Below are 23571 nucleotides of genomic sequence, written 5' to 3'. Positions count from 1 at the left end.
TAGTGGCCAAAGTGATGAATCTGGTCAACGCCTCCGCGGGCAAGCGACTGGGCGCGTGGCTACTGGATTCGGTGCCCGTGATGATCGTGTCGATCATCTTTGGCGCCGTCTTGGCCCCGCAGTTGGCGCAAGTGGCGGCCGCTCCCGAGGTCATCGGCCAAATGATGGGTTCTTACGTTCTCTACCTCGTCATCTGCCTCGGTTACGGCGTCTTCCTGTGGTGGTGGGAGGCGACCAGCGGCAAGACGGTGGGCAACGTCCTCATGGGGTTGCGAACGGCCAATGAGGACGGCTTCGCCCCGGGTTGGGGTAAGACGATCATCAGGCGGCTGTTGATCGGCGTCGCCAACGTGGTGCCCGTTCTTGGCCCGGTGCTGATGGTGGTGTCCAACGTGTGGGACCCGAACCACCAGCGTCAGGGGTGGCACGACAAGATGGCGCGCACACTGGTCATGGATGTGCGCGCCGGACGCGATCCCTTGACCACGGGTGGTTTGTTTGGCCCCGAGAGTTTCGCCCCCGGTTACCTACCGACGGCACCGGCTTACCCCGGCAGCCCCCAGGACGCGGACGCGGGATTCACCGGGGTGATCAACTCCGTTCCGGAGCCGCAAGTGGCCGCACCCGCCCCGCAGCGCCCGGCACAGCAGGCCCCTTCTGGGCAGCCCGCTGACGCGGTGCCGAGCCCGCAAGACGCCCGGCCGGCACAGCCTTCCGCCACGGCGCGTGCCCAGCGGAATATCCCCGAGGCGCCGGTCGAGCCGGTCCGCGCCGAGCCGGCCGAGCCGGTGGTTCACGAGGAGCCCTTCCACCCCGACGACGACGTCGAGCACACCCAGTTCCGCGAGGCGGCCAGCGTGCGGGCGCGGCTTGTCTTCGACGACGGTCAAGTCCATGTGCTGGACGAGTCGCTGCTCATCGGGCGCAATCCCGCAGCCGCGGAGGGCGAGGAGATCGCGGACACGCTCTCGATGGCGGACATTGGCCGATCCATGTCCAAGACTCACGTGTTGGTGCAGGCCAGCACCAGCGGGATTTGGGTCACGGACCGCAATTCAACGAACGGTTCCGCCATCACCGACGCGGGCGGCAATCGCCGGCAACTGACGGCGGGTCAGCCCATGCAGGCCAGTATGGGGGAGACTGTGTATATGGGAGATCGCTACTTCAAGGTCGAGCGCGCGTGAGCGAAGCGACGACGGAACACCCCGTACGGATTAGCCGCGGTCAAGGAACTGACCGCGGCCTGCGCCGCGAGCTCAATGAAGACTCGTACTTGTCCACGGACACCCTCTTCGCTGTGGCCGATGGCATGGGCGGACACGAGGCGGGCGAGGTGGCCAGCCGCGTGTGCGTGCAGACGCTGGCCGAGGGGCACCAGCAGGCCGGGGGACGGTTCGACGCCGAGCAGGTCCAGACGCTCATGCGTGAGGCCGATCGTGCCATCCGGGTGGCCGCATCGGAACGGGCCGGAACCACGGTGACCGGTGCCGCCGTCGTCTACCAAGACGGGCAACCGTACTGGCTCGTGTTCAACGTGGGCGATTCGCGAACCTATCGTCTAGCGGCCGGGGTGCTTGAACAGATCACCGTGGATCACTCCGAGGTCCAGCTCCTGTTGGACCGCGGCGAGATTACCGCCGCGGAGGCCGTGTGGCACCCGCGACGGCACGTCATTACCCGGGCCCTGGGCACGGGGGACGACAGCCGCGCCGACTTTTGGTTGTTGCCGGTCTCCGACGGCGATCGATTGCTGGTGTGCTCGGACGGGCTCTCCGGCGAGGTGCGGGATGACGTGCTCAAGGAGATCGCGGCCACGACGGCGGACCCGCAGGCGGCCGTCGATGCACTGATCGACGCCGGGCTGCGCGCCGGCGGGCGGGACAATATCACCGTCATCGTCGCGGACGCTGCCCTTGAACACGGCGACGACGATGTCGCCGACACGATGCCTCGCGCCAACGCAGAGGATGAGAACCAGACCGAACCCGTCGGCGTCTCGGAGACTAAACGCGAGGAGGTCACGTCATGACGGCCGTTCACTATCGCCCCGGTGATCGGTGGGCCCTCGTGACGCACCGCCACGTCGTCGTGCTGCCGGCCGAGGCTGAGGGCGATCTGCTCGTGCAGCTGTGGGAACAGATGGCCGAGGCGACGGTGGAGTCACTCCTCTCGGCGATTCTCAGCGCGTACAAGATGCAGATCTCTCGCTTGCCAGATTTTGCCATCATTGCTCGGCAGTCGCCGCCGCATGTGGTGGTGCGAGGCGACGTGACGATTCGCGTGCCGGACGAGCGCGGAGGTTCGAGCACCAGCGGCGAGGGAGCCGCCACGTGGCATGAGCGCAGGTTCTTGGCAGGCGCCGGGTGGCACGTGGAGTCCCCGGACGCCGGACAGGACGCGTGGCTGCCCATTGGCGAGGGCGTGGTGCGCGTTTCGGAGGTGCGCGACGTCGCGGAAGCCGGTACGCCGCCTCTGGAAACGGCCGTGCAGCATCCCGAGCCAGCGCCGCACGCTGAAGTCGCCGAGCCGCCGGCGGAGGAGCAGCCAGCACCGGAGGACGAGTCACCGGCCGAGCCAGTGCCCGAGGCGCAGCCCCCGTCGGGCCCTGCCGCCGCGCCCGAACCCACGCCGGAGCCGGAACCTGTTTCGGAGGTGGCCCTGCCGCTGGAGCCCGCAGCCGCGTACCCGGAAGCTGACGACGTCGAGGTGGATTCGTTGTCTTGGGAGCACGTCTCGCTGGAGCAAGTCTCCTTGGCGGGCGAGATCCTCGGCCCCCGTGAGCCCCTCGAGGACTCTGCCGCCCTGGCCGATTCCCTAGCGTCCGGCGGCGAACCTGACGCCGATGATCCGGATGAGGCGAACACCATTCTGGTCAACCGCCCAGCCGGGGTACCGGCACATCCCGCTGCCTCCGGGCCATCCTCAGCGTCGCCGGTCGGCGCAGCGGAGGCCGAATCGCCCGTGGTGCGCGCTCCACGGCGCGGGCCCGCGGCACCGGAGCCGGCTCCTGCCGACGCCCCCGGCATGATCGATTCGGTGCCGTGGCGCACGGGGGACGCCCCGCGCGCGGCGTCTGCCGAGTCGGCACCTCACGCGTCGTCGGCGCAGCCCGAGCCCGCTGCGGGCGGCCGTGGACCGGTAGAAGAAGGAGATCACGACGGCGAGACGGTGCACCGCAGCGCCCTGCCGACCCCCGTGCCGTCCGCGGAGCCCGACGACGGATTGACCCTGACGGGGCATGACACCACAGCGGCTGCGAACGCTGGCGAATTTGTGCTGGGGCGCGCCTGCGCCGACGGGCACGCGAACCCGCCTACGGCGACGACGTGTACAACGTGCGGTGCCGCGCTCTCTGGCGACGCGCATCAGGTGATGCGGCCGCCGCTCGGGAAGATGACCGTGATCGAGGGCAGCGGGGCCCGGACCCATCAGTGCCCCTTGGTGCGTTCGGTGGTGCTCGGGCGTCAGCCGAGCGCCCGCGGATTCTCGGGAGACGCGCAACCCAAGCTCATGCAGGTCTCCAGCCCGGCCGGAGACATCTCCCGGTCCCATCTCCAAGTGAAGGTCGACGGGTGGCACGTCGACTTGGTGGATCTCGGCGCCACCAATGGCACCGTTCTTATCCGGCCCGGGCAGGCCCCGCGCCGGCTAGGACGTAACGAATCGGTGCTGCTGCTCGATGGCGACATCGCCGACCTCGGCGACGGTGTCAGCCTACGCTTTGAGGATCTGCCGTGAGCGGCAAGCGTCCGCCGGCCCCGGCCCCCGCGATTGACGGGTTCACCTACCTCAATCCGCTGGGCTCCGGCGGTTTCTCCGACGTCTACCTTTATGAGCAGGACCGGCCCCGGCGCAAGGTCGCCGTGAAGGTCCTCTTGGCGGACGTGACCTCGGAGGCCGCCCGCCGTCGCTTCGAGTCGGAAGCGAACCTCATGGCCCAGCTGTCCACCCACCCGTACATTGTGACGATCTACGAGGCGGACATTAGCGGTGACGGCCGCTCCTACCTGGCCATGGAGTACTGTTCCAGGCCGGGCCTCGATGCCCGGTATCGGCGGAGCCTGTTGCGCGTGGATGAGGCGCTCACCCTCGGTATCCAGATCAGTTCGGCGGTGGAAACCGCTCATCGCGCCGGCATCATTCACCGGGACATCAAGCCGGCCAACGTGCTGACCACGGACTACAACCGCCCGGCGCTCACGGATTTCGGTATTTCGGGGACCGCCGGGGCCGCCGCGGACGACGCCGGGTTGTCCATCCCGTGGTCCGCCCCGGAGGCGTTCGCCGGCGGACAGCCCGATGGCGTCCGCATGGATGTTTACTCGCTTGGCGCCACGATCTACACGCTCTTAGCCGGGCATTCACCCTTTGTGCGGCGCGGCGGCGACAATACCCAATCGAAGCTCATTCATCGCATTACCAATGCCCCCTTAGAGCCCTTGACGCGCCAGGATGTGCCGGTCTCGCTCAACCAGGCGCTCGCCGTGGCGATGGCCAAATCGCCGGGATCACGGTTCGAATCGGCAGCCCAGCTAGCCCGCGCCTTGCAGCGGATCCAGGCGGAACTGGGACTCGGCGTGACGCCTTTCGAGGTGCTGGACGAGGCCCACATCGACCCTGATCCGGCGCACGGCCCGGACGACGGCGAGGCCACGCGGGTGCGCAGCGTCCAATCGATCGACGGGGCGCAGACGGCCGCCCGGTCCCGAGGCGCTGGGGGTGCCGCGTGGACCGCGGAGCAGCCCGCCCCGGCGGAGACCCATGCCATCTCGGCAACGAGCGCCCCGGAGGCGACGCCGTCGTTCACCCCGGCCGGTTCGGCCCAGCCGGCGCGGCCGGCCCGGCAAGACCAGCAGCTGAGCGGTTTTGAGGCGGCGCAGGAGGCCGACGACGGGCAGGTGGAGCGGCAACGCTTCCCGAAGGCGCTGGTGGGCATCATCGTGGGCTTGGCGGTGATCGTCGGTGGTGCCGTCCTCGTCAACGCTTTGTCTACGGAGGAGGATCCGCGGCAGGCCGTCCCGTCACTAGGGAGCCAGGATGACCCGGCCGACGCCATGATCGGCGGTGTGGTGCCCGTGGTCGACGGTTTCAAGTACTCCACTGAGGGGGAGAACGTCACGTTTACGTGGAGCAATCCGGAACCCCAGCAAGGCGACTTTTACCAATGGACCCCGGTGACCGCGGCCCAGGAGGGGGAGGTCCAGCGCACGGACGCCGCCGCCGCCACCACGCCACGTCGCGCCGACGGCCCGACGTGTATCGAAGTCCTGCTGGTGCGTGACGACGGTAGGGTCTCCGAACCGGTGCGGCACTGCACGGGGGACGCGTCCGCGAGCGGGGAGGCGGGCGAATGACCCCGGACGTGCAGGTGGAGTTCTGCGGCGAATGGTTTCCCGTGGGGGACCAGCAGGTCTTTACGATTGGCCGCGAGGGCGACCTCGAGGTCGACGAGAACCCGTATCTGCACCGTCAGTTCCTCACGGTCGCGCGGTATGACGGGATCTGGTGGCTCTCCAACGTCGGCAAGCGGCTCTCGGCGACCATCTCCGATAAGACGGGCGGCTTGCAGGCGTGGCTGGCCCCGGGCGCGCGACTGCCCCTGGTGTTTAGCCAAACGACTGTGGTGTTCACCGCCGGTCCGACGACGTATGAGCTTGGCGTGCATATGAACCAGCCAGCGTTCCGGCAGGAGTGGAGCGCGGACGATCCGGACGGGGCCACCACCATTGGCCCGGTGACCCTGACGGAATCGCAGCGGGCTCTCGTGGTCGCCCTGGCGGAGCCGATGCTTCGCCGCGATGGCACCGGGCTGAGCGCCGTCCCCTCGAGCGCGGCGGCGGCCGCCCGCCTCGGCTGGGCCACGACCAAATTCAATCGCAAGCTGGATAACGTCTGCGACAAGCTGGACAAGGCGGGCATCGCCGGCCTGCGTGGCGGGGCCGGGAAGTTGGCGACAAATCGCAAGGCGCGGCTGGTAGAGCACGCGGTGACCTCGCACCTGGTCACCCATGCGGACCTGACGTTATTGGAGAGTACGATCGGCGCGGACGACTAGGGCGGCGCCATGAGGCAGGATGGAGACGTGGACGAATCACTGCGCTCTGAATACGAACAGCTGGTCGACGACGTGCGGCGGTACCGCTTCGCGTACTACAACGAGGACGCCCCGTTAGTCTCCGACGCCGAGTTTGATCGGCTTTTCACGCGACTGACCGAGATCGAGACGCTGCATCCGGAGCTGGTCTCCAACGATTCCCCCACCCAAGAGGTGGGCGGCGAGGTCTCGGCGGCGTTCTCCCCGGTGGAGCACCTGAGCCGGATGTACTCGTTGGAGGACGTGTTCTCCACTTCGGAGCTCTCCACGTGGCTCACCCGCGCCAGCGAGAACGCGGCCGTGCAAGCCCCGGCGGAGACGTTGCGTTGGTTGTGCGAGGTCAAGATCGATGGGCTGGCGGTCAACCTGCTCTACCGGGATGGGCGCCTCGTGCGCGCGGCCACGCGAGGAGACGGCACGACGGGCGAGGACGTGACCCACAACGTGCTCACCATCGCCACCATCCCGACCGAGCTGTCCGGTCGCGGGTGGCCCGACGAGGTGGAGATCAGAGGCGAGATCTTCATCAGCTCGGCTGATTTTGAGGAGTACAACGAGCAGCTCATTGCCGCGGGCAAGGCGCCGTTGGCCAACCCGCGGAATGCCGCGGCCGGATCCTTGCGGCAAAAAGACGCGGCGGAGACCGCCAAGCGTCCGCTGCGGATGTTCGTCCACGGCATCGGCATGCGTACTGGTCTGGCGGCGACGAGCCAACACGAGACGTACGACCTCTTGCGCGACTGGGGCCTGCCCGTGTCTCCGTACTCGGAGGTGTTGGCCTCCGAGGCCGAGGTGTTCGACTACATTGAGCGCTTCGGCGCGCAGCGTCACGAGCTGATCCACGAGATCGACGGGATTGTGGTCAAGGCCGATTCGTTCGCCATCCAGCGTGCGCTGGGCTACACCTCGCGCGTGCCCCGCTGGGCGGCGGCCTTTAAGTACCCGCCCGAGGAGGTGCACACTCGGCTGTTGGACATCCGGGTCGACGTCGGCCGCACCGGCAGGGTCACCCCCTATGCGGTCATGGAGCCGGTCACGGTCGCGGGTTCCACGGTGTCCCGGGCGACCCTGCACAACCAGGACGTCGTCAAGGCGAAGAACGTCAAGATTGGGGACACGATCATCCTGCGCAAAGCAGGCGACGTGATCCCCGAGGTGCTCGGGCCCGTCCTGCCGCTGCGCGAGGGCCGCGAGGAGCAGCTCCGGGACTTCGTGATGCCCGCCCGCTGCCCCTCGTGTGGCACCGCGTTGCGCCCGGCCAAGGAGGGCGACGTCGATATTCGGTGCCCCAACGCGGAGACGTGCCCCGCCCAACTCACCCAGCGGGTGGCCCACCTGGCCGGCCGCGGCGCCTTCGACATTGAGGCCTTGGGCGACGAGGCGGCTCAGGCACTGACCGCTGGACCGGGGGATGATCCCGCGGAGCACGATGGCGAGGTCCGTCCCGCCGGTCCCGGCGTCATCACCAATGAGGCGCACCTCTTCGACTTGGCGGCGGGAAACGTGGACGAGTCGCTGCGGGAGAAGCTGGCGGACGTGATGGTGTGGCGCCAGAAGCGCACCCGAGGCGAGGAAACGGGTCGCTGGGAACTGGTCCCGTACTTCTACACGAAGGGCACGGCCAAGAAACCTTCGGCGCCGACCGCCAACACGCAGCGGCTCTTTCAAGAGCTGGAAAAGGCCAAGGAGCAGCCCCTGTGGCGAGTACTCGTGGCCCTGTCCATCCGGCACGTGGGACCGAACGCCTCCCGCGCGCTCGCCGTCCGCTACGGGACCATGGAGGCCATCGAGGAGGCCGTGCGTGCCGAGACCGCCCGCGAGGACCTCGCCGAAGTCGATGGCGTTGGCTCCATCATCGCCAACTCCTTGGTCGACTGGTTCAACGTGGAGTGGCACCAGCGGATCGTCCAGCGGTGGCGGGAGAGCGGCGTCGTGATGGCCGATGCCCAAGACGCCTCGGCCCCCAAGACGCTCACGGGGCTATCCATCGTGGTGACCGGAACCCTGCCGAACTTCAGCCGCGACGAGGCGAAGGAAGCGATCATCACGCGCGGCGGCAAGGCCACCAGCTCGGTCTCCAAGAAAACGAGCTACGTCGTGGCCGGCTCCGCCGCTGGGTCGAAGCTGGATAAGGCCCTCTCGCTGGGTGTTCCAGTGCTGGATGAGGACGGGTTCCGAGTCCTTCTGGCCGGCGGCCCCGAGTCCGTGACCGATGACCTACTGATCGGCGAGGAGGGCGCGGAATGAGCGTCGAATTGCTCGAAGTGGCCCGGGCTGCCGCGGCAGCGGGCGCCGCGGTGCTGGCCGAACGCGCCGGCCGGCCGCGGACACAGACGAAGTCCGACGGCGGAGATTGGGTCACGGAGTTTGACCGCCGGGCAGAGCAAGCCGTCCGCGAGGTGATTGCCGCGGCGCGCCCGCACGACGCGATCACGGGCGAAGAGTACGGGCACACCGAACCGGAGGAGCCCTCCGGGACCGAATGGTCCATCGATCCTCTGGATGGGACCACGAACTTTGTGCGCGGAATTGTCTATTACGCCACATCGGTCGCCGTCCGCGATGCCGAGGGAACCTGGCTCGCGGCATCCGTCAACGCCCCGGCACTCGGCCTCGAGTACTACGCCGCCCGCGGCACGGGGGCCTATCGGGCCGACGCCGCGGGCCCGCCTCAGCGCTTGTCAGGGCCGGATCGTCAGACGGATGGCCCCCTCATCGCGACCGGATTCGGATACTCCCACCAGCGGCACGTCGGGCAAGTCGCCGCCCTGGGGGCGCTCATGCCGGGCTTCGCCAACATGCGGCGCCTGGGCTCCGCAGCGCTCGATGTGTGCCTCGTGGCCGACGGTACGCTGGATGCTTACGCCGAATTCGGCACCCACCTCCATGACTGGTCCGCCGCGATGCTCATCGCCGAGGAAGCGGGCGTGCCCGTCATGCGTCCGGAAACCTACCCGGCGTGGGCGGCTGCCGGGTTCATCAACTTTGACAGAGTGAGAGCCCAACACCTTGCCGACTGAGATCGTCATCCGCCCCGCAACTACCGAAGACTTTGAGGGAATTACTCGCGTCACGCTCGCCGCGTATCGCGCGACCGGGTATTTCGACCCGGATTCCACCTACTTCGATTTCATTGCGGATACTGCCGATCGCGCCCAGCACGCGGAGCTCTTCGTGGCTGAGCGTGACGGTCAGCTGATCGCGTCGATTTCCGTGATCCGCCCGGGCTCGAAGTACGCGGACATCTGCCGCGATGACGAGTTGGAGATGCGCATGCTGGCGGTGGACCCGCACATCCAGCGCAGCGGATCGGGACGCGCATTGGTGCGCGCCGTCGTCGCGCTGGGCGAGCAGGACGACGCCGTGGCGCGGCTGGCGCTGACGACGGGCGGCAGTTGGGCGCCGGCCCGGGCGCTCTACGAGTCGGAGGGCTTCACCCACGTGCCCGAGCGAGACTGGTTCGTCCCCAGCAACGGGGCGCCGCTGGTGGTTTACACCAAGGACGTCTAGTCCCACGCGAGCACGGCCCGGCGCGAATCAGCCCACTTCGATAGGGTGGGGTCCATGCGTCGTCTTTTTGCCCAGCCGTGGGTGCTAACCCTCTTGATCCTTGTTCTCGCAGCGCTCGTGGCCGCTCGCGCGCTGTCCGGCCCGGTGGACGGGGTGGCCGTGGCCTTTGCGCTGGGTCTGGCCATCTTTTCGGGCTTTACCGCCATCGCCGCCGTCGTGCCTTCCCGCCCGGACGCGGGCGTTGAGCAGCATGTGGCCGACGGGGGAGTGGCGGTCTTCTGGCGTCCGGGATGTACGTTCTGCCTGCGCCTGATGTGGAAGCTGCGCTCCCACCTCAAGGACGTCTACTGGGTCAATATCTGGAAAGATGACGACGCCGCGGCCCGGGTGCGCGAGCTCAACGGTGGCAACGAGACCGTGCCCACCGTGCTGACGAGCGAGGAGCACTATGTGGCGACGGACCGTGCCCGCGCGCTGGAGACGGTCCGCTCGCACGCCTCGCGTGGCTGAGCTGGAATAGAATAAGTCTGAACTGAGAACCCCAACCACATCGGGAGCTACATGTCTGCCATCAGCCGTGAGGACGTGGCCCATTTGGCCCGGCTCGCGCACATCGAAATGGATGATGCCGAACTGGAGAAGATGACGGGCGAACTGTCCGTCATCGTCGATTCGATCGCCTCCGTGAGCGAAGCCGCCGGAGACGATGTCCCGGCCACCAGCCACCCGCTGCCGCTGCAGAATGTGCTGCGCGAGGACGTGGTGGGGCACACGCTGACGCCCGAGCAGGCCCTCTCCAACGCGCCCGATGCGGACGAGGACCGCTTCAAGGTGCCGGCGATTCTGGATGGGGAGTAAGCGATGACCGAACTGATTAATCTCTCCGCCGCCGCGCTGGCCGAGAAACTGCGCTCCGGCGAGGTGACCTCCGTTGAGGCCGTGCAGGCCCATCTGGACCGCATCGCGGCCGTCGACGGTGGCGAGCGCGGCGTCCACGCGTTCCTGCACGTCAACGCCGAGGAGGCGCTGGCCGTGGCCGCGGAGGTGGACGCGATTCGCGCCGCCGGCGGCGCCGAGGCCGACTCCCTCCATCCGCTGGCTGGTGTGCCCATCGCCATCAAGGACCTCATCGTGACCGTGGGCCAGCCGACGACGGCGGCGTCCAAAATGCTCGAGGGCTGGATGAGCCCGTACGACGCGACGGTGATCGATAAGATTCGGGCCGCCAAGCTGCCGATGCTCGGCAAGACGAATCTGGACGAGTTCGCGATGGGTTCCTCCACCGAGCATTCGGCCTACGGAAATACGCGCAACCCCTGGGATCTGGACCGTATCCCGGGCGGCTCCGGTGGCGGTTCCGCGGCCGCCGTCGCCGCCTTCGAAGCGCCCTTGGCGCTCGGTACGGACACCGGCGGCTCCATCCGCCAGCCCGGCGCCGTTACCGGCACCGTTGGCGTCAAGCCGACGTACGGCTCGGTGTCCCGCTATGGCGCCATCGCCATGGCCTCTTCGCTGGACCAGATTGGCCCGGTGTCCCGAACCGTGCTGGATTCGGCGTACCTGCATGAGCTGATCGCCGGGCATGACAAACGCGACTCAACCTCGCTCACCGACCCGGTGCCAGCGCTGGTCGAGGCCGCCAAGGCCGGCGCGACCGGCGACCTGACGGGCCTGCGCGTCGGCGTCATCAAGGAACTCACGGGGGAGGGGTACCAGGCCGGGGTGCAGCAGCGATTCGACGAGTCGCTGGAATTGCTCAAGGCCGCCGGCGCCGAGGTCGTGGAGGTCTCCTGCCCCAACTTCAAGTACGCGCTCGGCGCCTACTACCTCATTATGCCGAGTGAGGTGTCCTCCAACCTGGCCAAGTTCGACGGCGTCCGCTACGGCCAGCGGGTGTTGCCGAAGGACGGACCGGTCACCATCGAACGCGTGATGGGGGCTACCCGCGCGGCGGGGTTCGGCGACGAGGTCAAGCGCCGCATCATCCTCGGGACGTACGCACTTTCCGCGGGCTACTACGACGCCTACTATGGTTCCGCCCAGCAGGTGCGCACGCTGGTCCAGCGCGACTTCGACGCCGCGTTCGAGCAGGCGGACGTCTTGGTTTCCCCGACCAGCCCGAACGTGGCGTTCGAGTTCGGTTCCAAGAGTGATGATCCGCTCTCCATGTACCTCAACGACGTCGCGACCATCCCGGCGAACCTCGCGGGTGTGCCGGGAATCTCGGTCCCGGGAGGCCTCTCGGAGGGCCTGCCGGTGGGCATCCAGTTCCTCGCCCCGGCTCGCGAAGACGCCCGCGTCTACCGCGCTGGCGCCGCCCTCGAGAAGTTACTCGAGGACGCGTGGGGCGCTCCGCTGATCACCCAGGCGCCGGAGCTGGCCGCCGCAATCGAGGAAGGTGCTGCCTGAGATGAGCGCCACTGAGAATCTGGTGGACTTCGAGACCGCGCTGCAGACCTATGACCCGGTCCTCGGGTTCGAGGTCCACGTCGAGTTGAACACCAAGACGAAGATGTTCTCCTCCGCCCCCAACGCGTTCGGCGATGCGCCGAACACGAACGTTAACGAGGTGGACCTCGGCCTGCCGGGCGTGCTGCCGGTGGTGAATAAGACCGCCGTCGAATCCGCCATCATGATCGGTCTGGCGCTGAACTGCCAGATCGCCGAGAAGTGCGGCTTCGCCCGGAAGAACTACTTCTACCCGGATACGCCCAAGAACTTCCAGACCTCGCAGTACGACGATCCGATTGCCTTCGACGGCTTTTTGGACGTCGAGCTCGAGGACGGAGAGGTCTTCCGCGTCGAGATCGAGCGCGCGCACATGGAGGAGGACGCCGGAAAGCTCACCCACATGGGAGGGGCCGCAGGCCGCATTCAGGGCGCCGACTTTTCCCTGGTGGATTACAACCGCGCCGGCGTGCCGTTGATCGAGATTGTTACCAAGCCGATCGTCGGCGCCGGAACCCGCGCCCCGGAGGTGGCCAAAGCCTACGTGGCCGCGATCCGGGAGATCGTGCGCAACCTCGGCGTCTCCGATGCCCGCATGGAGCGCGGCAACGTGCGTTGCGACGCGAACGTGTCCCTGATGCGCAAGGACGCCGAGGCGTTCGGCACCCGCACCGAGACCAAGAATGTGAACTCGCTGCGCGCGGTGGATCACGCGGTGCGTTTCGAAATCTCCCGCCAGGCGGGGCTGCTTGATGCTGGTGAGTCGATCATTCAGGAAACGCGGCACTGGCACGAGGACACGCGCACGACGACGTCGGGCCGCCCGAAGTCGGATGCGGATGATTACCGCTACTTCCCGGAGCCGGACCTCGTCCCGATCGTCACGACGGCGGAATGGATCGAGGAACTGCGCTCCCGCCTGCCGGAACCGCCGGCGGAGCGACGCAAGCGACTGAAGGCCGACTGGGGCTACTCGGACGCCGAGTTCCGCGACGTCGTGAATGCGGGGCTGCTGGAGGCGATTGAGGAGACCATCGCCGCCGGCGCCACCGCAGCGGTGGCCCGCAAGTGGTGGATGGGCGAGATCTCTCGTCTGGCCAAGAACGCCGAGGTCGAACCGACCGAGCTGGGTGTCACGAGCGCAACGATCATCGAGCTCAACGCGCTGATCGAGGCCCAGAAGATCAATGACAAGATCGCCCGCCAGGTTCTGGAATACGTGATCGCCGGTGAGGGCGCCCCGGCAGAGATCGTCGAGAAGCGCGGCCTCGCCGTCGTCAATGATGACTCCGCGCTCGGCGCGGCCATCGACGACGCGATGGCGCAGATGCCGGACGTGGTGGAGAAGATCAAGGGGGGCAAGCTGCAGGCCGTCGGCGCCCTGATTGGTCCCGTCATGAAGGCGACGCGCGGCCAAGCGGACGCCGGGCGCGTCCGCGAGATCGTGTTGGAGAAGCTCGGCGTCGACGGCTAGGGCGACGAGCAATCCCGGTCATCGGCCGGCGCTGCCTGCGGGCGGCGCCGGCCGATGCTGTTTTGATACTGAATTAAGTCGCGAGCCCGGAGCAAGTAGGCGACAATTGAAGTATGAGCCCCGGAGAAGAAACGCGACGCCACGCCCGGACCCGCTGGGTCGCCGCGGCCGTGATCGGTGGCAGTGTTCTTCTCATCGCCGTGCTGATCGCCCTGGTCATGACGGTGCTGGCCCCCGGCGGGGCCGGGAACGGTTCCGCCGAGGCGCCTTCCAGCGCCGAGATTTCGCCCATCACCCCCTCGCGGTCCGCTCCCGCCGCGTCCGGGCCGAGCTCCTCCGCCAGCGAGCTGCCCACACCTCCCGAGCTCGGGACACCGGCGGCCACCGAGCCGCGGCAAGCGCAGTGGATCGATGAGCAGGCGGGGACCATACGGGTACACACCTTTGGCAGTTCCAGCTGCCCGGCTCAGTTCGAGTCGGTGGAGGTCATCGCCGCCGATGAGATCATGGTCCACTTCTCGACCGACTACGGGCAGACGCCGTGCACGATGGACTACGTCGCCACCGAACACGAGGTCACGGTGCCGAGCGACGCGCCGGGCCGGCCGCTGCTGGTGTCAACAAATCTTCGCAACTCGGGCGCCCTGAGCACCCTCAGCCAGTAGCTCACCCGCCCGCGCCGAACCGGGAACGTACCCGTCGGCCCTGGGCCGCGCGTACGCTGGTGAAATGCCCATCCCGCCCGCCGATGTCGAGCTGACGCACGCTCAGGTGCGCCGCTTGCTGGCTGCTCAGCACCCGGACCTCGCCCGCCTGCCGCTGGTGCGGGTGGCCACCGGATGGGACAACGTCATGTACCGGCTGGGCGCCGACTGGGCGGTCCGCTTGCCTCGGCGCCGCAGCGCCGTCGCCCTTCTCCACCACGAGGTGGCTCACCTGCCTCGCCTTGCACCACACCTTCCCGTGCCGGTACCAGCGGTGGTGCGCACGGGCCAGCCGGGTGCGGGCTACCCGTATCCGTGGGTGATCACCCGGTGGTTTCGCGGCACGAGCGCGGCCCGAGCATCGGCCGCACACCGGGACGGCTACGCCCGTCAGTTGGCCCGGTTCTTCGCCGCCCTCCACCGTCCCGCGCCGGCGGACGCGCCCACCAACGCCGTCCGCGGCACGGCCTTGCGACTCCGAAGGGACGACGCTCGGCGCCGTCTCGCGGACTTCTCCATCAGCCCGTACACAGCGGAGGTGCAGGGCTGGTGGCCGGGCGCCGTCGAGGTCCTGGACGGCCTCTTCGACGCTTCAGCGGCCGCCCCGGAGCATGCCGGGCCGTTGCTGTGGCTCCACGGCGACCCGCACCCGCACAACACCGTGTGCCATCCTGCCGGCGTGTTGGCCGCCATCATCGATTTTGGCGACATCACCCGGGGCGATCCCGCGAGCGATCTCGGCATGGTGTGGCTCCACTTCACCGCGTCAGGCCGCCGCGACTTTGCCGATGAGTACGCTCGGGCAGCGGGCGCTGCCCCCGACGATGCGCTGTGGCTTCGGGCCCGTGGATGGGCCGTCCACTATGGACTGATCGCGAGCCTGCATCCGCCGATGGAGCCGTTGCACGCGGTGGGGATCCATGCCCTCACGGAGCTGCTGCTGGGGGCGACTGCGGGGTGATGAGCTCCGCCATGACCGCCTCGAACGCGGAGACCACCGCCCGCACGCTGGCCCGCTCGAGGGCTTCCGGCCGGGCCATCAAGTCGATCCGTCGCTTGGTGTTTAACCCGCGCAAGGGTTTGAGGACCACGCCCGTTTGGGCGCCCAGCGCCCGCCGCGACGTGTAGCGCGGCAGCAGCCCCAAGACGCCGCCCTCGGCCACGAGCGCGGCGATCGTCGAGTAGTCATTGATGCGGTGCACCACGCGCGGCGGCGCGCTGGCGAGCGCACCGATCGCGGAGAGCACGTCGTCGGGCGAATAGCCCGGTCGGGAGGTGACCCACGGCTCAGAGACGACGTCGGCAGCCTCCAACGCCTGACGCGCGGCCAGCCGGTGCCCGGCCGGCACCGCGACGTCCAGCGGTTCGCGGGCCAGCTCCATGATGCTCACCCCGCCGGAGGGCCGCGGCGGGCGATGCTCCATGCGGTGCGCCAAGACGAGGTCATATTGCGCGGTCAGCGCCGGGAAATCCTGCTCGGCCACGTCCTCGTCCGTGAAGCTCACCGCCGGCGCGGCGCCGTCGTGCTGCTCCAAGACGCGCAAGAGGGGCGCGAAGAGCGCCTGTCCCGCCGAATGGAATCCGCTGACGCGCACCTGCGCTGAGGCGTCCTCGTGAAAGGCGGAGATGGCCGCCCGGGCGCGGGCCATGGCCGCCACGACGTCCGCCCCGGCCTCCGCCAGGACCTCGCCCGCCTCGGTAAGGACGAGGGTGCGGCCGTGTTTACGGGTCAGCGGCACGGCCACGCTGCGCTGCAGCTGCGCCAGATGCTGGGAGACCGCGCTGGGTGTGACGAGCAGGCTGTCGGCGACGGCTTTGACGCTGCCGAGCTCCCGCAATTCGCGCAAGAGCGTGAGCTGGTGGAGGTCCATGCACAGCAGCGTATCCAACACATTAGCGAATGCTGAAGTTTAGATTCAGAAAGTCCAGCTTGTTCTAAGGTGTTTTGGGGTCTTGAATGGGAGTCATGAAGGCCCTGTATAAGTCCGGTCCCCACGCCGGATTCGAGTTCATGGATCGGCCCGAGCCCGAATGCGGGCCGCATGACGTGAAGATTCGCGTGATGACCACCGGGATTTGCGGCACAGATCTGCACATCCAGGCGTACGACGCCGCCGCGGCCGCGATGATCTCCGCGCCCATGATCCCCGGGCACGAGTTCTACGGTGAGGTCGTGGAAATCGGTGACTTGGCCACCCACGTTGCGGTGGGCGACCGGGTTTCCGGCGAGGGGCACGTCGTCTGCGGCATGTGCCGAAACTGCCGCGCAGGGCGCCGGCAGATGTGCATCAACACCTCGTCCGTCGGGGTGCAGCGGGACGGTGCCTTCGCGGAGTTTGTGGTGATCCCGGAATCCAACGTCTGGGTGCACCGCACCCAGGCCGTCACCGCCGAGCTGGGGGCGATCTTCGATCCGTTCGGTAACGCCACCCACACCGCCCTCTCCTTCCCGCTCGTTGGCGAGGATGTGCTCATCACGGGAGCGGGCCCCATTGGCCTCATGGCCATCGGGGTGGCCAAGCACGCCGGAGCCCGGCGGGTGGTGATCACCGATGTGTCGGAACCCCGGCTGGAGCTGGCCCGTGCCGCTGGGGCCGATCTGGCGATTAATGTGGCGCAGACGCGGATCGCGGCGGCGCAGCGCGAGCTCGGCCTCGTCGAGGGCTTCGACGTCGGGCTCGAGATTTCGGGGCACCCGCAGGCACTGCCGGAAATGATCGACAACATGAACCACGGCGGGCAGATCGCCATGCTCGGGCTACCCAGCGCGGACATCACCATCGACTGGGGCAAAGTGGTGACCCACATGCTCACCCTGAAGGGGATCTACGGGCGGGAGATGTTTGAAACCTGGTACGCCATGAGCGCGATGCTCGATTCGAACCCGGCGTTGCGCGAGCGCGTGGCCGGCGTCGTGACCGACGTCGTGCCAGCCACCGAATGGGAACGCGGCTTTGACATCGCCCGCTCCGGTCACCGGGGCAAGGTTGTCCTCGACTGGCGCCACCTGTAAACCACCTACCGACGAGGGAACATGTACACGGACCTGAAAGACCAGCTCGCCGCAGAGCTCGCCGAGATCGAGACCGCGGGCCTTTACAAACACGAGCGCCACATCGATTCCCCGCAGTCCGCGCGCATCAAGGCCGGGCCGCTGGGTGGGGCGGCGGAAGACGTCGTCAATTTCTGTGCCAACAACTATCTGGGCTTAGCGGATGATCCGCGCATCGTCGCCGCAGCCAAGCAGGCCCTGGACGAGCGCGGCTTTGGCATGGCGTCAGTACGTTTCATCTGCGGCGCGCAGGACCTGCACTTTGCGCTGGAACGGAAGGTCTCCGAGTTCCTCGGCACCGAGGACACCATTTTGTTTTCTAGTTGTTTCGATGCCAACGGCGGCGTCTTCGAGTCTCTGTTTGGCGCGCAGGATGCGATCATCTCCGATGCCCTGAACCACGCCTCCATCATCGACGGCATTCGGCTCTCCAAGGCCGCCCGGTTCCGCTACGCCAATCGGGACCTCGCCGACCTCGAGGTTCAGCTCCAGGCAGCCGCGCAGCTGAACGACGGCGCCGGCGCCCGCCGCACGATCATCGTCACCGATGGCGTGTTCTCCATGGACGGGTACCTCGCGCCACTCGAGGGCATTTGCGACCTCGCCGAGCGGTACGGCGCCCTGGTCATGGTCGATGACTCCCACGCCGTCGGGTTCATGGGAGAGACCGGCGCGGGAACGCCAGAGCACGCGGGCGTCTCCGAACGGGTCGACATCTACACCGGCACCTTCGGCAAGGCTCTCGGTGGTGCCTCCGGCGGCTATGTTTCCGCCCGCGCCGAGATCGTGGCGATGCTCCGGCAGAAGGCCCGCCCCTACCTGTTCTCCAATTCGCTGGCGCCGTCGATCGTGGCCGCTACGCTGACCGCGCTGGATCTCGTGAAGGACTCCGGGGAACTGCGCGAGCGCCTCTTCAGCAACGCTGGCTACTTCCGCTCCCGCATGGAGCAGGAAGGCTTCGACCTGCTGGAGGGCGAGCACGCCATCGTCCCGGTGATGTTCGGCGATGCCGTCGTCGCCTCGAAAATCGCCGCGCAGATGCTGGAACGCGGCGTGTTTGTCACGGCGTTTAGCTTCCCGGTGGTTCCGAAAGAGACCGCCCGCATCCGCGTGCAGCTTTCGGCCGCGCACACGCGCGAGGACATTGACGCGGCCGTGGAGGCCTTCGTCGCCTCGCGAGCAGCAGTCCTTGGCTAAAAACGCGGGCACCGGCGAGTGAGGACTCGTGGTGGCGCGGCGACGTACGCCGTCGTGGGCCACCCCTCACAGAACTCAGGGCAGCGGGCCATCACCTGGCTCGCTGCCCTGAGTAATAATCGCTAGGCCTCGTCCTGCCGCTGCGCCCGCAAGGCGCGGCGCGACGGCAACGGCTCGCCGGCAGCGACGAGATCGATCAGCGCGGTCTCCGGTTCGCGCGGGTTCTCCTGCTGCCGACGCTCCTTCCTCGCTTCGAAGAGTCGGTAGAAGACGGGCACCAGGATGAGTGTCAACGCGGTGGAGGAGATGAGTCCGCCGATGACGACGATCGCAAGATCCTGTGAGATGAACCCATTGGATCCGGTGATGCCGAGCGCCATGGGGATCAGCGCGCAGATGGTCGCCAACGCCGTCATGAGGATCGGGCGCAGGCGCTGGCGCGAGCCGTTCTCCACCGCCTCGGCGAGCGGCTGTCCGTCACGCCGGTACTGGTTGACCAGATCGATGAGCACAATCGCGTTGGTGACGACGATGCCGATCAGCATCAGCATGCCGATGAGGGAGGCCACCGCCAGCGGGCGTCCGGTGACCAGCATGAGCACGATCGCGCCCGTTGCCGCGAACGGCACGGAAATCAGCAGGATGAGCGGCTGCATCAGAGACTTGAACGTGGCGACCAGCAGGATGTAGACGATCGCGATGGCGGCGAGCATCGCCAGGCCGAGCTGCTGGAAGGCGTCCGCCTGCTGCGCCGAGGCGCCGCCGATCTCCGAGGAGACGTCAGCTGGCAGATCGGCATCCGCCACGGCCTGCTCGACGGAGGCCGTCACGGCCCCCAGCTGCCCCTCGTCCGGGGTCAGCGAGACCGTCGCGACCAAATCTGTGCCGTCGCGGGTGATCGAATCCTGCACGTCCTCGGTAACGACGTCGGCGACGTCGTCGAGGGTCAGCATCCCCGCCGCCGAGGGCACCGGGAGTTCCTCGAGTTCCGCCTGCGTGGCGAACTCGCTGCCGCCGGCGACGAACACGGACAGGTTGCGGTCGTCAATGCGCAGTTCGCCAATGGAGCGCTCGTTGCCGGCCGCTGCCACGATGCCGGCGACTTGCATCTCGGTCAGGCCGGCCTCCGCCGCGGCTTGGCGGTCCACCACGACCTGCAGGGACGGCTGCGTTGCGGCAAGGTCCGAGCTCGGCGCGGACGCGTGTTCAATGCCGTCCAGCTCCGTCATCAGGGTCTGGGATGCCGCGGCGAGCGCCTCGGCGTCGTTGCCCGTCAGCTCGACGTCCACCGTGGTGGCACCCACCGAGGTACTCTCGCCAAAGCTGATGCTGTCGGCCGCCTCGAGGTCCTCCACGGAGGCCTCCAGCGCGGACCGGATCTCCGCCTGATCGCCGGAGGCGTCCGTGGTGACCATGAACATCCCGGAGGAGGTGTCTTGGCTGAACCCGTCGCCGCCGACCGTCAGGAGCACGGAGTCGACGCCGTCGACGCCGAGCAGCGCGTCCTCCGTCGCGGCGGCGGTGGAGGAGATGCTCTCCAGCGACGCCGAGGCCTCGAACTCTTGGTTGACCATGACCGAGTTGGAACCGGTGTCTCCGAGGAAGTCCACCTTGAGCAAAGGAAGCAGCGCGCCGGTGCCGATCAGCAGGGCCACGCTCGCGACGACGGTGATGACCGGATGGCGCTGCGTGGAGCGCAGCATGGGCACGTAGGCCCGCTGCAGCCGGGACTTCGATTCCTTCTCCTCGGCTTGTCGCTTCACGGCCGCCGGGTCGACGTCGCCGGCCGGTGGCTTCATGAACCAGTAGGCCAGCACCGGAACAATCGTCAGCGCGACGATCAGCGAGGAGAGCATCGCGATCGCGACCGTGAGGGAGAACGGCCGGAAGAGCTCGCCGACCGAGTCGGACACGAACACGATGGGCAGGAACACCACGACGGTGGCCAAGGTCGACGACGTGATGGCGCCCGCGACCTCACGCACGGCCGTGAAGATCGCCGCCGACTTTCGCTCGCCATAGGACAGGTGGCGCTTGATGTTCTCGATCACGACGATCGAATCGTCCACCACGCGGCCCACGGAGATGGTCAGGGCGCTCAGCGTGAGCATGTTGAGCGTGTAGCCGGAGCCATACAGTGCCGCGAACGTAAACAGGACGGAGAGGGGGATGGAGATTGCCGTGACGATCGTCGCGCGCAGCGAGAACAGGAAGAGCAAAATCACCGCGACGGCGAACAGCAAGCCCAGCGCGCCCTCGAGCGCGAGGTGGTGAATCGAGTCCTCGACGAACGGTGCCTGATCGAAAATGACGGTGGCCTCAGCGGACTCCCCGAGGGCCGCTTCGAGGGCGGCGGTGGTGTCCGGCAACGTGTCTGCGATGGCATGGGAGACGCTGACGACGTCGGCATCAGGGGTCTTGGTGACGGTGACAGACACGCTGGGCTCGCCGTTGGTGCGCGTGATCGAGTCAGTGTCCTCAGTGACCACGGCGACGTCGGCGACGTCATCGACCGTCACGGCCCCCGTGGGGGCGGTGGGGGCGCTCGGATCGGCCGCGGCCGCATCGGCGGACGGCAGCAGCGGCAGCTCGCGGAGGGCCTCGAGCGTTTCGATGGCACTGCCGGCCGTGACGGAGACGTTGTTCTCGTCGATCAGCAGGGAGCCCGCGGGGAGGGACTGCCCGTTGTTCTCGAGCGCGGTTGCGAAGGCTTGACTGGTCAGGCCCGCCGCGGCCAGTTGCTCTTCATCCGGAGTGATGGTGATGCGTTCGGTGGCACCACCCGCGACCGAGACGTCGCGGACACCCTCGACCTCCTCGAGCGCAGGCACCATCACGTTCTCCAGCTCGCGGGACAGCGCGTCCGTTTCAGCCGCAGAGGACACCGTGAGCATGACGGCCGGGATGTCGGCGACGGAACCGGCCATCACCTGTGGTTCCGTCCCCTCCGGCAGCGTGTCGGCCTGCGCGTCAATGGCGGTGCGCAGCTCCGCCTCGATCTCGGTAGTGTCCGAACCGTACTCGGACGCCACCGTGATCATGGCGACGGAGGCGGAGGAGGTGCTGGTGACGGACTCGACGCCGGAAATCGTCTCAAAGGAACGCGCCAGGGGCTGGGCGATCTGCTCATCGACGACGGCCGGGCTGGCGCCGGGCGAGGTCGCCATGACCGTGGTCTGCGGGAACTCAATATTGGGAATGAGCTCCTGCTTGAGCGCGGTCATCGAATACAGGCCGGTCGCCGCAATGACGAGGGTTAGCAGCGCGACGACCGCGCGATTCTTCAGGCTCAAGCGGGCAAGAAATTGCAAGGACGTCGACTTCCGGATCGAGGCAGTGGTCACGGAGCGCGCAAGCGCTAACCCCCAGTATATCTGCGACGCTGTGCCTCAAGAGTCATCCCGTGGGCGGAGATGCCCGCGGGCTACGCCCTCAGTGCAGCGGATTCGGGGCCGCGCCCTGCGCCGCGTCGAGGACGGCCCCGCTGGCGACCAGGGCGTGCACCGCGGCAATCTCCGGGGCGAGGTAGCGGTCCGTCCCGGGCCCTTCGACCACGTCGCGGATCGCCGAGCGCACCGCCGTGATGACGGGGGAGGACTGGCTGGTGGCCACGCCGCCGTCGCGCATATCCAGGGCGCGGGCGCTCGTTAGCAACTCGACGGCGATCACGCGAGCGAGCCCGTCGATGCTGCGGCGCAGCTTGAGCCCAGCGGACCAGCCCATGGAGACGTGGTCCTCCTGCATGGCGGAGCTGGGGATGGAGTCCACGGATGCGGGGTTGGCCAGGCGCTTGAGCTCGGACACAATGCCGGCCTGGGTGTACTGGGCGATCATGTGTCCCGAGTCCACCCCGGGGTCATCGGCGAGGAACGCATTGAGGCCATGGCTGCGGGCCTTGTCCAGGAAGCGGTCGGTGCGCCGCTCGGAGATCGAGGCAAGGTCCGCCGAGGCGATAGCCAAAAAGTCCAGAACGTAACCCACCGGCGCGCCGTGGAAGTTTCCGTTGGATTCGACGCGTCCGTCCTCGGTGACGACGGGATTGTCGACGGCGGAGGCTAGCTCGAACCCGGCCACGGACTCGGCATGGTCCAAAGTGGCCCGCGCGGCCCCATGAACCTGCGGGGCGCAGCGGAGTGAGTAGGCGTCCTGAACGCGGGTGAAGGCGTGATCGCCCTCCTTCTGTGCGGCCACGAGGGGCGAGCCGGACAGGGCGGCGCGCATGTTGGTTGCGGAGGCGATCTGGCCCGGCTGTGGGCGGAGGGCGTGGAGGTCCTCGGCGAAGACCGAATCCGTGCCGAGCAGGCCTTCGACGCTCATGGCGGCGGCCACGTCCGCCGTGGAGATCAGCCGGTGGAGGTCTTCGGCGGCCAGCAGCAGCATCCCGAGCATGCCGTCGGTGCCGTTGATGAGCGCCAGGCCCTCCTTTTCGGCGAGGACCACTGGGGTGATGCCGGCGTCGGCCAGCGCATCGGCGGCATCGCGCAACGTGCCGTCGGCGTCCCGGACCTGGCCCTCGCCCATGGCCGCGAGCGCGCAGTGGGAGAGCGGGGCGAGGTCTCCGGAGCAGCCCAGAGACCCGTATTCGCCCACGACGGGGGTGATCGACGCGTTCAACAGCGCGGCGTAGGTTTCCGCGACCTCCGGGCGCACGCCCGTGCGGCCGGTCGCCATGGTGTGCAGTCGATTAAGCATCAGCCCGCGCACCACCTCGCGGTCAACCTCCGCGCCGGAGGACGCGGCGTGGGAGCGGATGAGGGACCGCTGCAGCTGGGTGCGCAGTTCGCCGGGGATCTGCTTAGTGGCCAGCGCGCCGAACCCGGTGGAAACGCCGTAGTGCGGGCGGGTGTCGTGGGCCAGGTCCTCGATGACTCGGCGTGAGGCCGCCATGGCCTGCAGCGACTCCTGGGACAACTCGACGGCGGCCCCGTGGCGGGCCACGGCCACGACGTCGGCCGGGGACAGTGGTGCGGGAGTCAGGGCGATGGTGGAGGTCATGGTGGTCCTTCTCGAGTGGGCGGCTAGCTGGTGACCTTGCCAAGCGAGGCAATTCACGTTTCAATAAGTGAAACGCAGATTTCGCTCGGTGGCA

General features: G+C 67.9%; 19 protein-coding genes. 16 read left to right on the top strand and 3 right to left on the bottom strand.

The features are described 5' to 3' along the window. Positions 1–2: 2 nt before the first annotated feature. The 14 genes from IW252_RS03470 to IW252_RS03405 all read left to right on the top strand — a co-directional run bounded on the left by IW252_RS03470 (position 3) and on the right by IW252_RS03405 (position 15194). Entirely contained in the window at positions 3–1187 is a 1185-nt protein-coding gene (locus tag IW252_RS03470) for an RDD family protein (protein WP_196835294.1), read from the top strand. Next, positions 1184–2032 (top strand): PP2C family protein-serine/threonine phosphatase, encoded by an 849-nt coding sequence (locus IW252_RS03465; protein WP_196835293.1) that lies wholly within the window; start codon positions 1184–1186, stop codon positions 2030–2032. The genes IW252_RS03470 and IW252_RS03465 overlap by 4 nt, the downstream gene beginning before the upstream one ends. After that, on the top strand, positions 2029–3741 hold the full coding sequence (locus IW252_RS13700) for an FHA domain-containing protein (protein WP_196835292.1): 1713 nt from the start codon (positions 2029–2031) through the stop codon (positions 3739–3741). The genes IW252_RS03465 and IW252_RS13700 overlap by 4 nt, the downstream gene beginning before the upstream one ends. After that, positions 3738–5357, top strand: a complete 1620-nt coding sequence (locus tag IW252_RS03455) for a serine/threonine-protein kinase (protein WP_196835291.1) — start codon at positions 3738–3740, stop codon at positions 5355–5357. Before IW252_RS13700 ends, IW252_RS03455 begins: the two co-directional genes overlap by 4 nt. Further along, the gene (locus tag IW252_RS03450) at positions 5354–6058 is read left to right on the top strand and encodes a hypothetical protein (RefSeq protein ID WP_196835290.1); all 705 of its coding nucleotides are present in this window, start codon (positions 5354–5356) and stop codon (positions 6056–6058) included. The genes IW252_RS03455 and IW252_RS03450 overlap by 4 nt, the downstream gene beginning before the upstream one ends. A 9-nt stretch (positions 6059–6067) precedes the next feature. Beyond that, positions 6068–8344, top strand: a complete 2277-nt coding sequence (gene ligA / locus IW252_RS03445; RefSeq protein ID WP_196835289.1) for an NAD-dependent DNA ligase LigA — start codon at positions 6068–6070, stop codon at positions 8342–8344. Further along, positions 8341–9117: an inositol monophosphatase family protein gene (locus IW252_RS03440; protein ID WP_196835288.1), complete on the top strand. Its 777-nt coding sequence runs from the start codon at positions 8341–8343 to the stop codon at positions 9115–9117. Before ligA ends, IW252_RS03440 begins: the two co-directional genes overlap by 4 nt. Further along, positions 9107–9607 (top strand): GNAT family N-acetyltransferase, encoded by a 501-nt coding sequence (locus IW252_RS03435; RefSeq protein ID WP_196835287.1) that lies wholly within the window; start codon positions 9107–9109, stop codon positions 9605–9607. Before IW252_RS03440 ends, IW252_RS03435 begins: the two co-directional genes overlap by 11 nt. Positions 9608–9661: 54 nt before the next feature. Next, complete coding sequence (locus IW252_RS03430; RefSeq protein WP_196835286.1) at positions 9662–10117, top strand: glutaredoxin domain-containing protein; 456 nt, start codon at positions 9662–9664, stop codon at positions 10115–10117. A gap of 51 nt (positions 10118–10168) precedes the next feature. After that, complete coding sequence (gatC, locus tag IW252_RS03425; protein ID WP_196835285.1) at positions 10169–10465, top strand: Asp-tRNA(Asn)/Glu-tRNA(Gln) amidotransferase subunit GatC; 297 nt, start codon at positions 10169–10171, stop codon at positions 10463–10465. 3 nt (positions 10466–10468) lie between these two features. Next, positions 10469–12016 (top strand): Asp-tRNA(Asn)/Glu-tRNA(Gln) amidotransferase subunit GatA, encoded by a 1548-nt coding sequence (gatA, locus tag IW252_RS03420; protein WP_196835284.1) that lies wholly within the window; start codon positions 10469–10471, stop codon positions 12014–12016. Between the two features lies 1 nt (position 12017). Next, positions 12018–13529: an Asp-tRNA(Asn)/Glu-tRNA(Gln) amidotransferase subunit GatB gene (gatB, locus tag IW252_RS03415; protein WP_196835283.1), complete on the top strand. Its 1512-nt coding sequence runs from the start codon at positions 12018–12020 to the stop codon at positions 13527–13529. Positions 13530–13642: 113 nt separating this feature from the next. Continuing rightward, a complete protein-coding gene (locus tag IW252_RS03410; protein ID WP_196835282.1) occupies positions 13643–14194 on the top strand; it encodes a hypothetical protein in 552 nt (183 codons plus the stop codon). A 64-nt stretch (positions 14195–14258) separates the two neighbouring features. Next, positions 14259–15194: an aminoglycoside phosphotransferase family protein gene (locus IW252_RS03405; protein WP_196835281.1), complete on the top strand. Its 936-nt coding sequence runs from the start codon at positions 14259–14261 to the stop codon at positions 15192–15194. On the opposite strand, the gene IW252_RS03400 is transcribed toward IW252_RS03405, so the two are convergent. Continuing rightward, a complete protein-coding gene (locus IW252_RS03400) occupies positions 15160–16104 on the bottom strand; it encodes a LysR family transcriptional regulator (protein WP_196835280.1) in 945 nt (314 codons plus the stop codon). The two genes, IW252_RS03405 and IW252_RS03400, sit on opposite strands and share 35 nt — an antisense overlap. A 95-nt stretch (positions 16105–16199) precedes the next feature. Between IW252_RS03400 and tdh the strand changes: the two genes are divergently transcribed. Continuing rightward, a complete protein-coding gene (gene tdh, locus IW252_RS03395; RefSeq protein WP_196835279.1) occupies positions 16200–17246 on the top strand; it encodes an L-threonine 3-dehydrogenase in 1047 nt (348 codons plus the stop codon). A gap of 21 nt (positions 17247–17267) precedes the next feature. Further along, positions 17268–18482 carry a glycine C-acetyltransferase gene (locus IW252_RS03390; protein ID WP_196835278.1) on the top strand — a complete coding sequence of 405 codons (1215 nt, stop codon included), beginning with the start codon at positions 17268–17270 and terminating at the stop codon, positions 18480–18482. Between the two features lie 122 nt (positions 18483–18604). Here the strand turns inward: IW252_RS03390 and IW252_RS03385 are convergent, their stop codons facing one another. Continuing rightward, the gene (locus tag IW252_RS03385; protein ID WP_231365885.1) at positions 18605–21775 is read right to left on the bottom strand and encodes an efflux RND transporter permease subunit; all 3171 of its coding nucleotides are present in this window, start codon (positions 21773–21775) and stop codon (positions 18605–18607) included. 139 nt (positions 21776–21914) lie between these two features. After that, positions 21915–23477, bottom strand: coding sequence for a histidine ammonia-lyase (gene hutH / locus IW252_RS03380; protein WP_196835277.1), 1563 nt, complete (start codon positions 23475–23477; stop codon positions 21915–21917). Positions 23478–23571 lie beyond the last annotated feature (94 nt).

The sequence above is a fragment of the Zhihengliuella flava genome (genome assembly GCF_015751895.1).
In the GTDB taxonomy this organism is placed as follows: domain Bacteria; phylum Actinomycetota; class Actinomycetes; order Actinomycetales; family Micrococcaceae; genus Zhihengliuella; species Zhihengliuella flava.
The sequence above is the reverse complement of the archived record's forward strand: the minus strand, read 5'-3'. Positions and strand labels throughout refer to the sequence as shown.

Bases quoted from the DNA above. Each gene is read 5' to 3' on its own strand.
- IW252_RS03390 (WP_196835278.1), top strand. From the start codon at position 17,268: ATGTACACGGACCTGAAAGACCAGCTCGCCGCAGAGCTCGCCGAGATC.
- IW252_RS03450 (WP_196835290.1), top strand. From the start codon at position 5,354: ATGACCCCGGACGTGCAGGTGGAGTTCTGCGGCGAATGGTTTCCCGTG.
- gatB (WP_196835283.1), top strand. From the start codon at position 12,018: ATGAGCGCCACTGAGAATCTGGTGGACTTCGAGACCGCGCTGCAGACC.
- IW252_RS03405 (WP_196835281.1), top strand. From the start codon at position 14,259: ATGCCCATCCCGCCCGCCGATGTCGAGCTGACGCACGCTCAGGTGCGC.
- IW252_RS03410 (WP_196835282.1), top strand. From the start codon at position 13,643: ATGAGCCCCGGAGAAGAAACGCGACGCCACGCCCGGACCCGCTGGGTC.
- gatC (WP_196835285.1), top strand. From the start codon at position 10,169: ATGTCTGCCATCAGCCGTGAGGACGTGGCCCATTTGGCCCGGCTCGCG.
- IW252_RS03430 (WP_196835286.1), top strand. From the start codon at position 9,662: ATGCGTCGTCTTTTTGCCCAGCCGTGGGTGCTAACCCTCTTGATCCTT.
- gatA (WP_196835284.1), top strand. From the start codon at position 10,469: ATGACCGAACTGATTAATCTCTCCGCCGCCGCGCTGGCCGAGAAACTG.
- hutH (WP_196835277.1), bottom strand. From the start codon at position 23,477: ATGACCTCCACCATCGCCCTGACTCCCGCACCACTGTCCCCGGCCGAC.
- ligA (WP_196835289.1), top strand. From the start codon at position 6,068: ATGAGGCAGGATGGAGACGTGGACGAATCACTGCGCTCTGAATACGAA.
- tdh (WP_196835279.1), top strand. From the start codon at position 16,200: ATGAAGGCCCTGTATAAGTCCGGTCCCCACGCCGGATTCGAGTTCATG.
- IW252_RS03440 (WP_196835288.1), top strand. From the start codon at position 8,341: ATGAGCGTCGAATTGCTCGAAGTGGCCCGGGCTGCCGCGGCAGCGGGC.
- IW252_RS13700 (WP_196835292.1), top strand. From the start codon at position 2,029: ATGACGGCCGTTCACTATCGCCCCGGTGATCGGTGGGCCCTCGTGACG.
- IW252_RS03400 (WP_196835280.1), bottom strand. From the start codon at position 16,104: ATGGACCTCCACCAGCTCACGCTCTTGCGCGAATTGCGGGAGCTCGGC.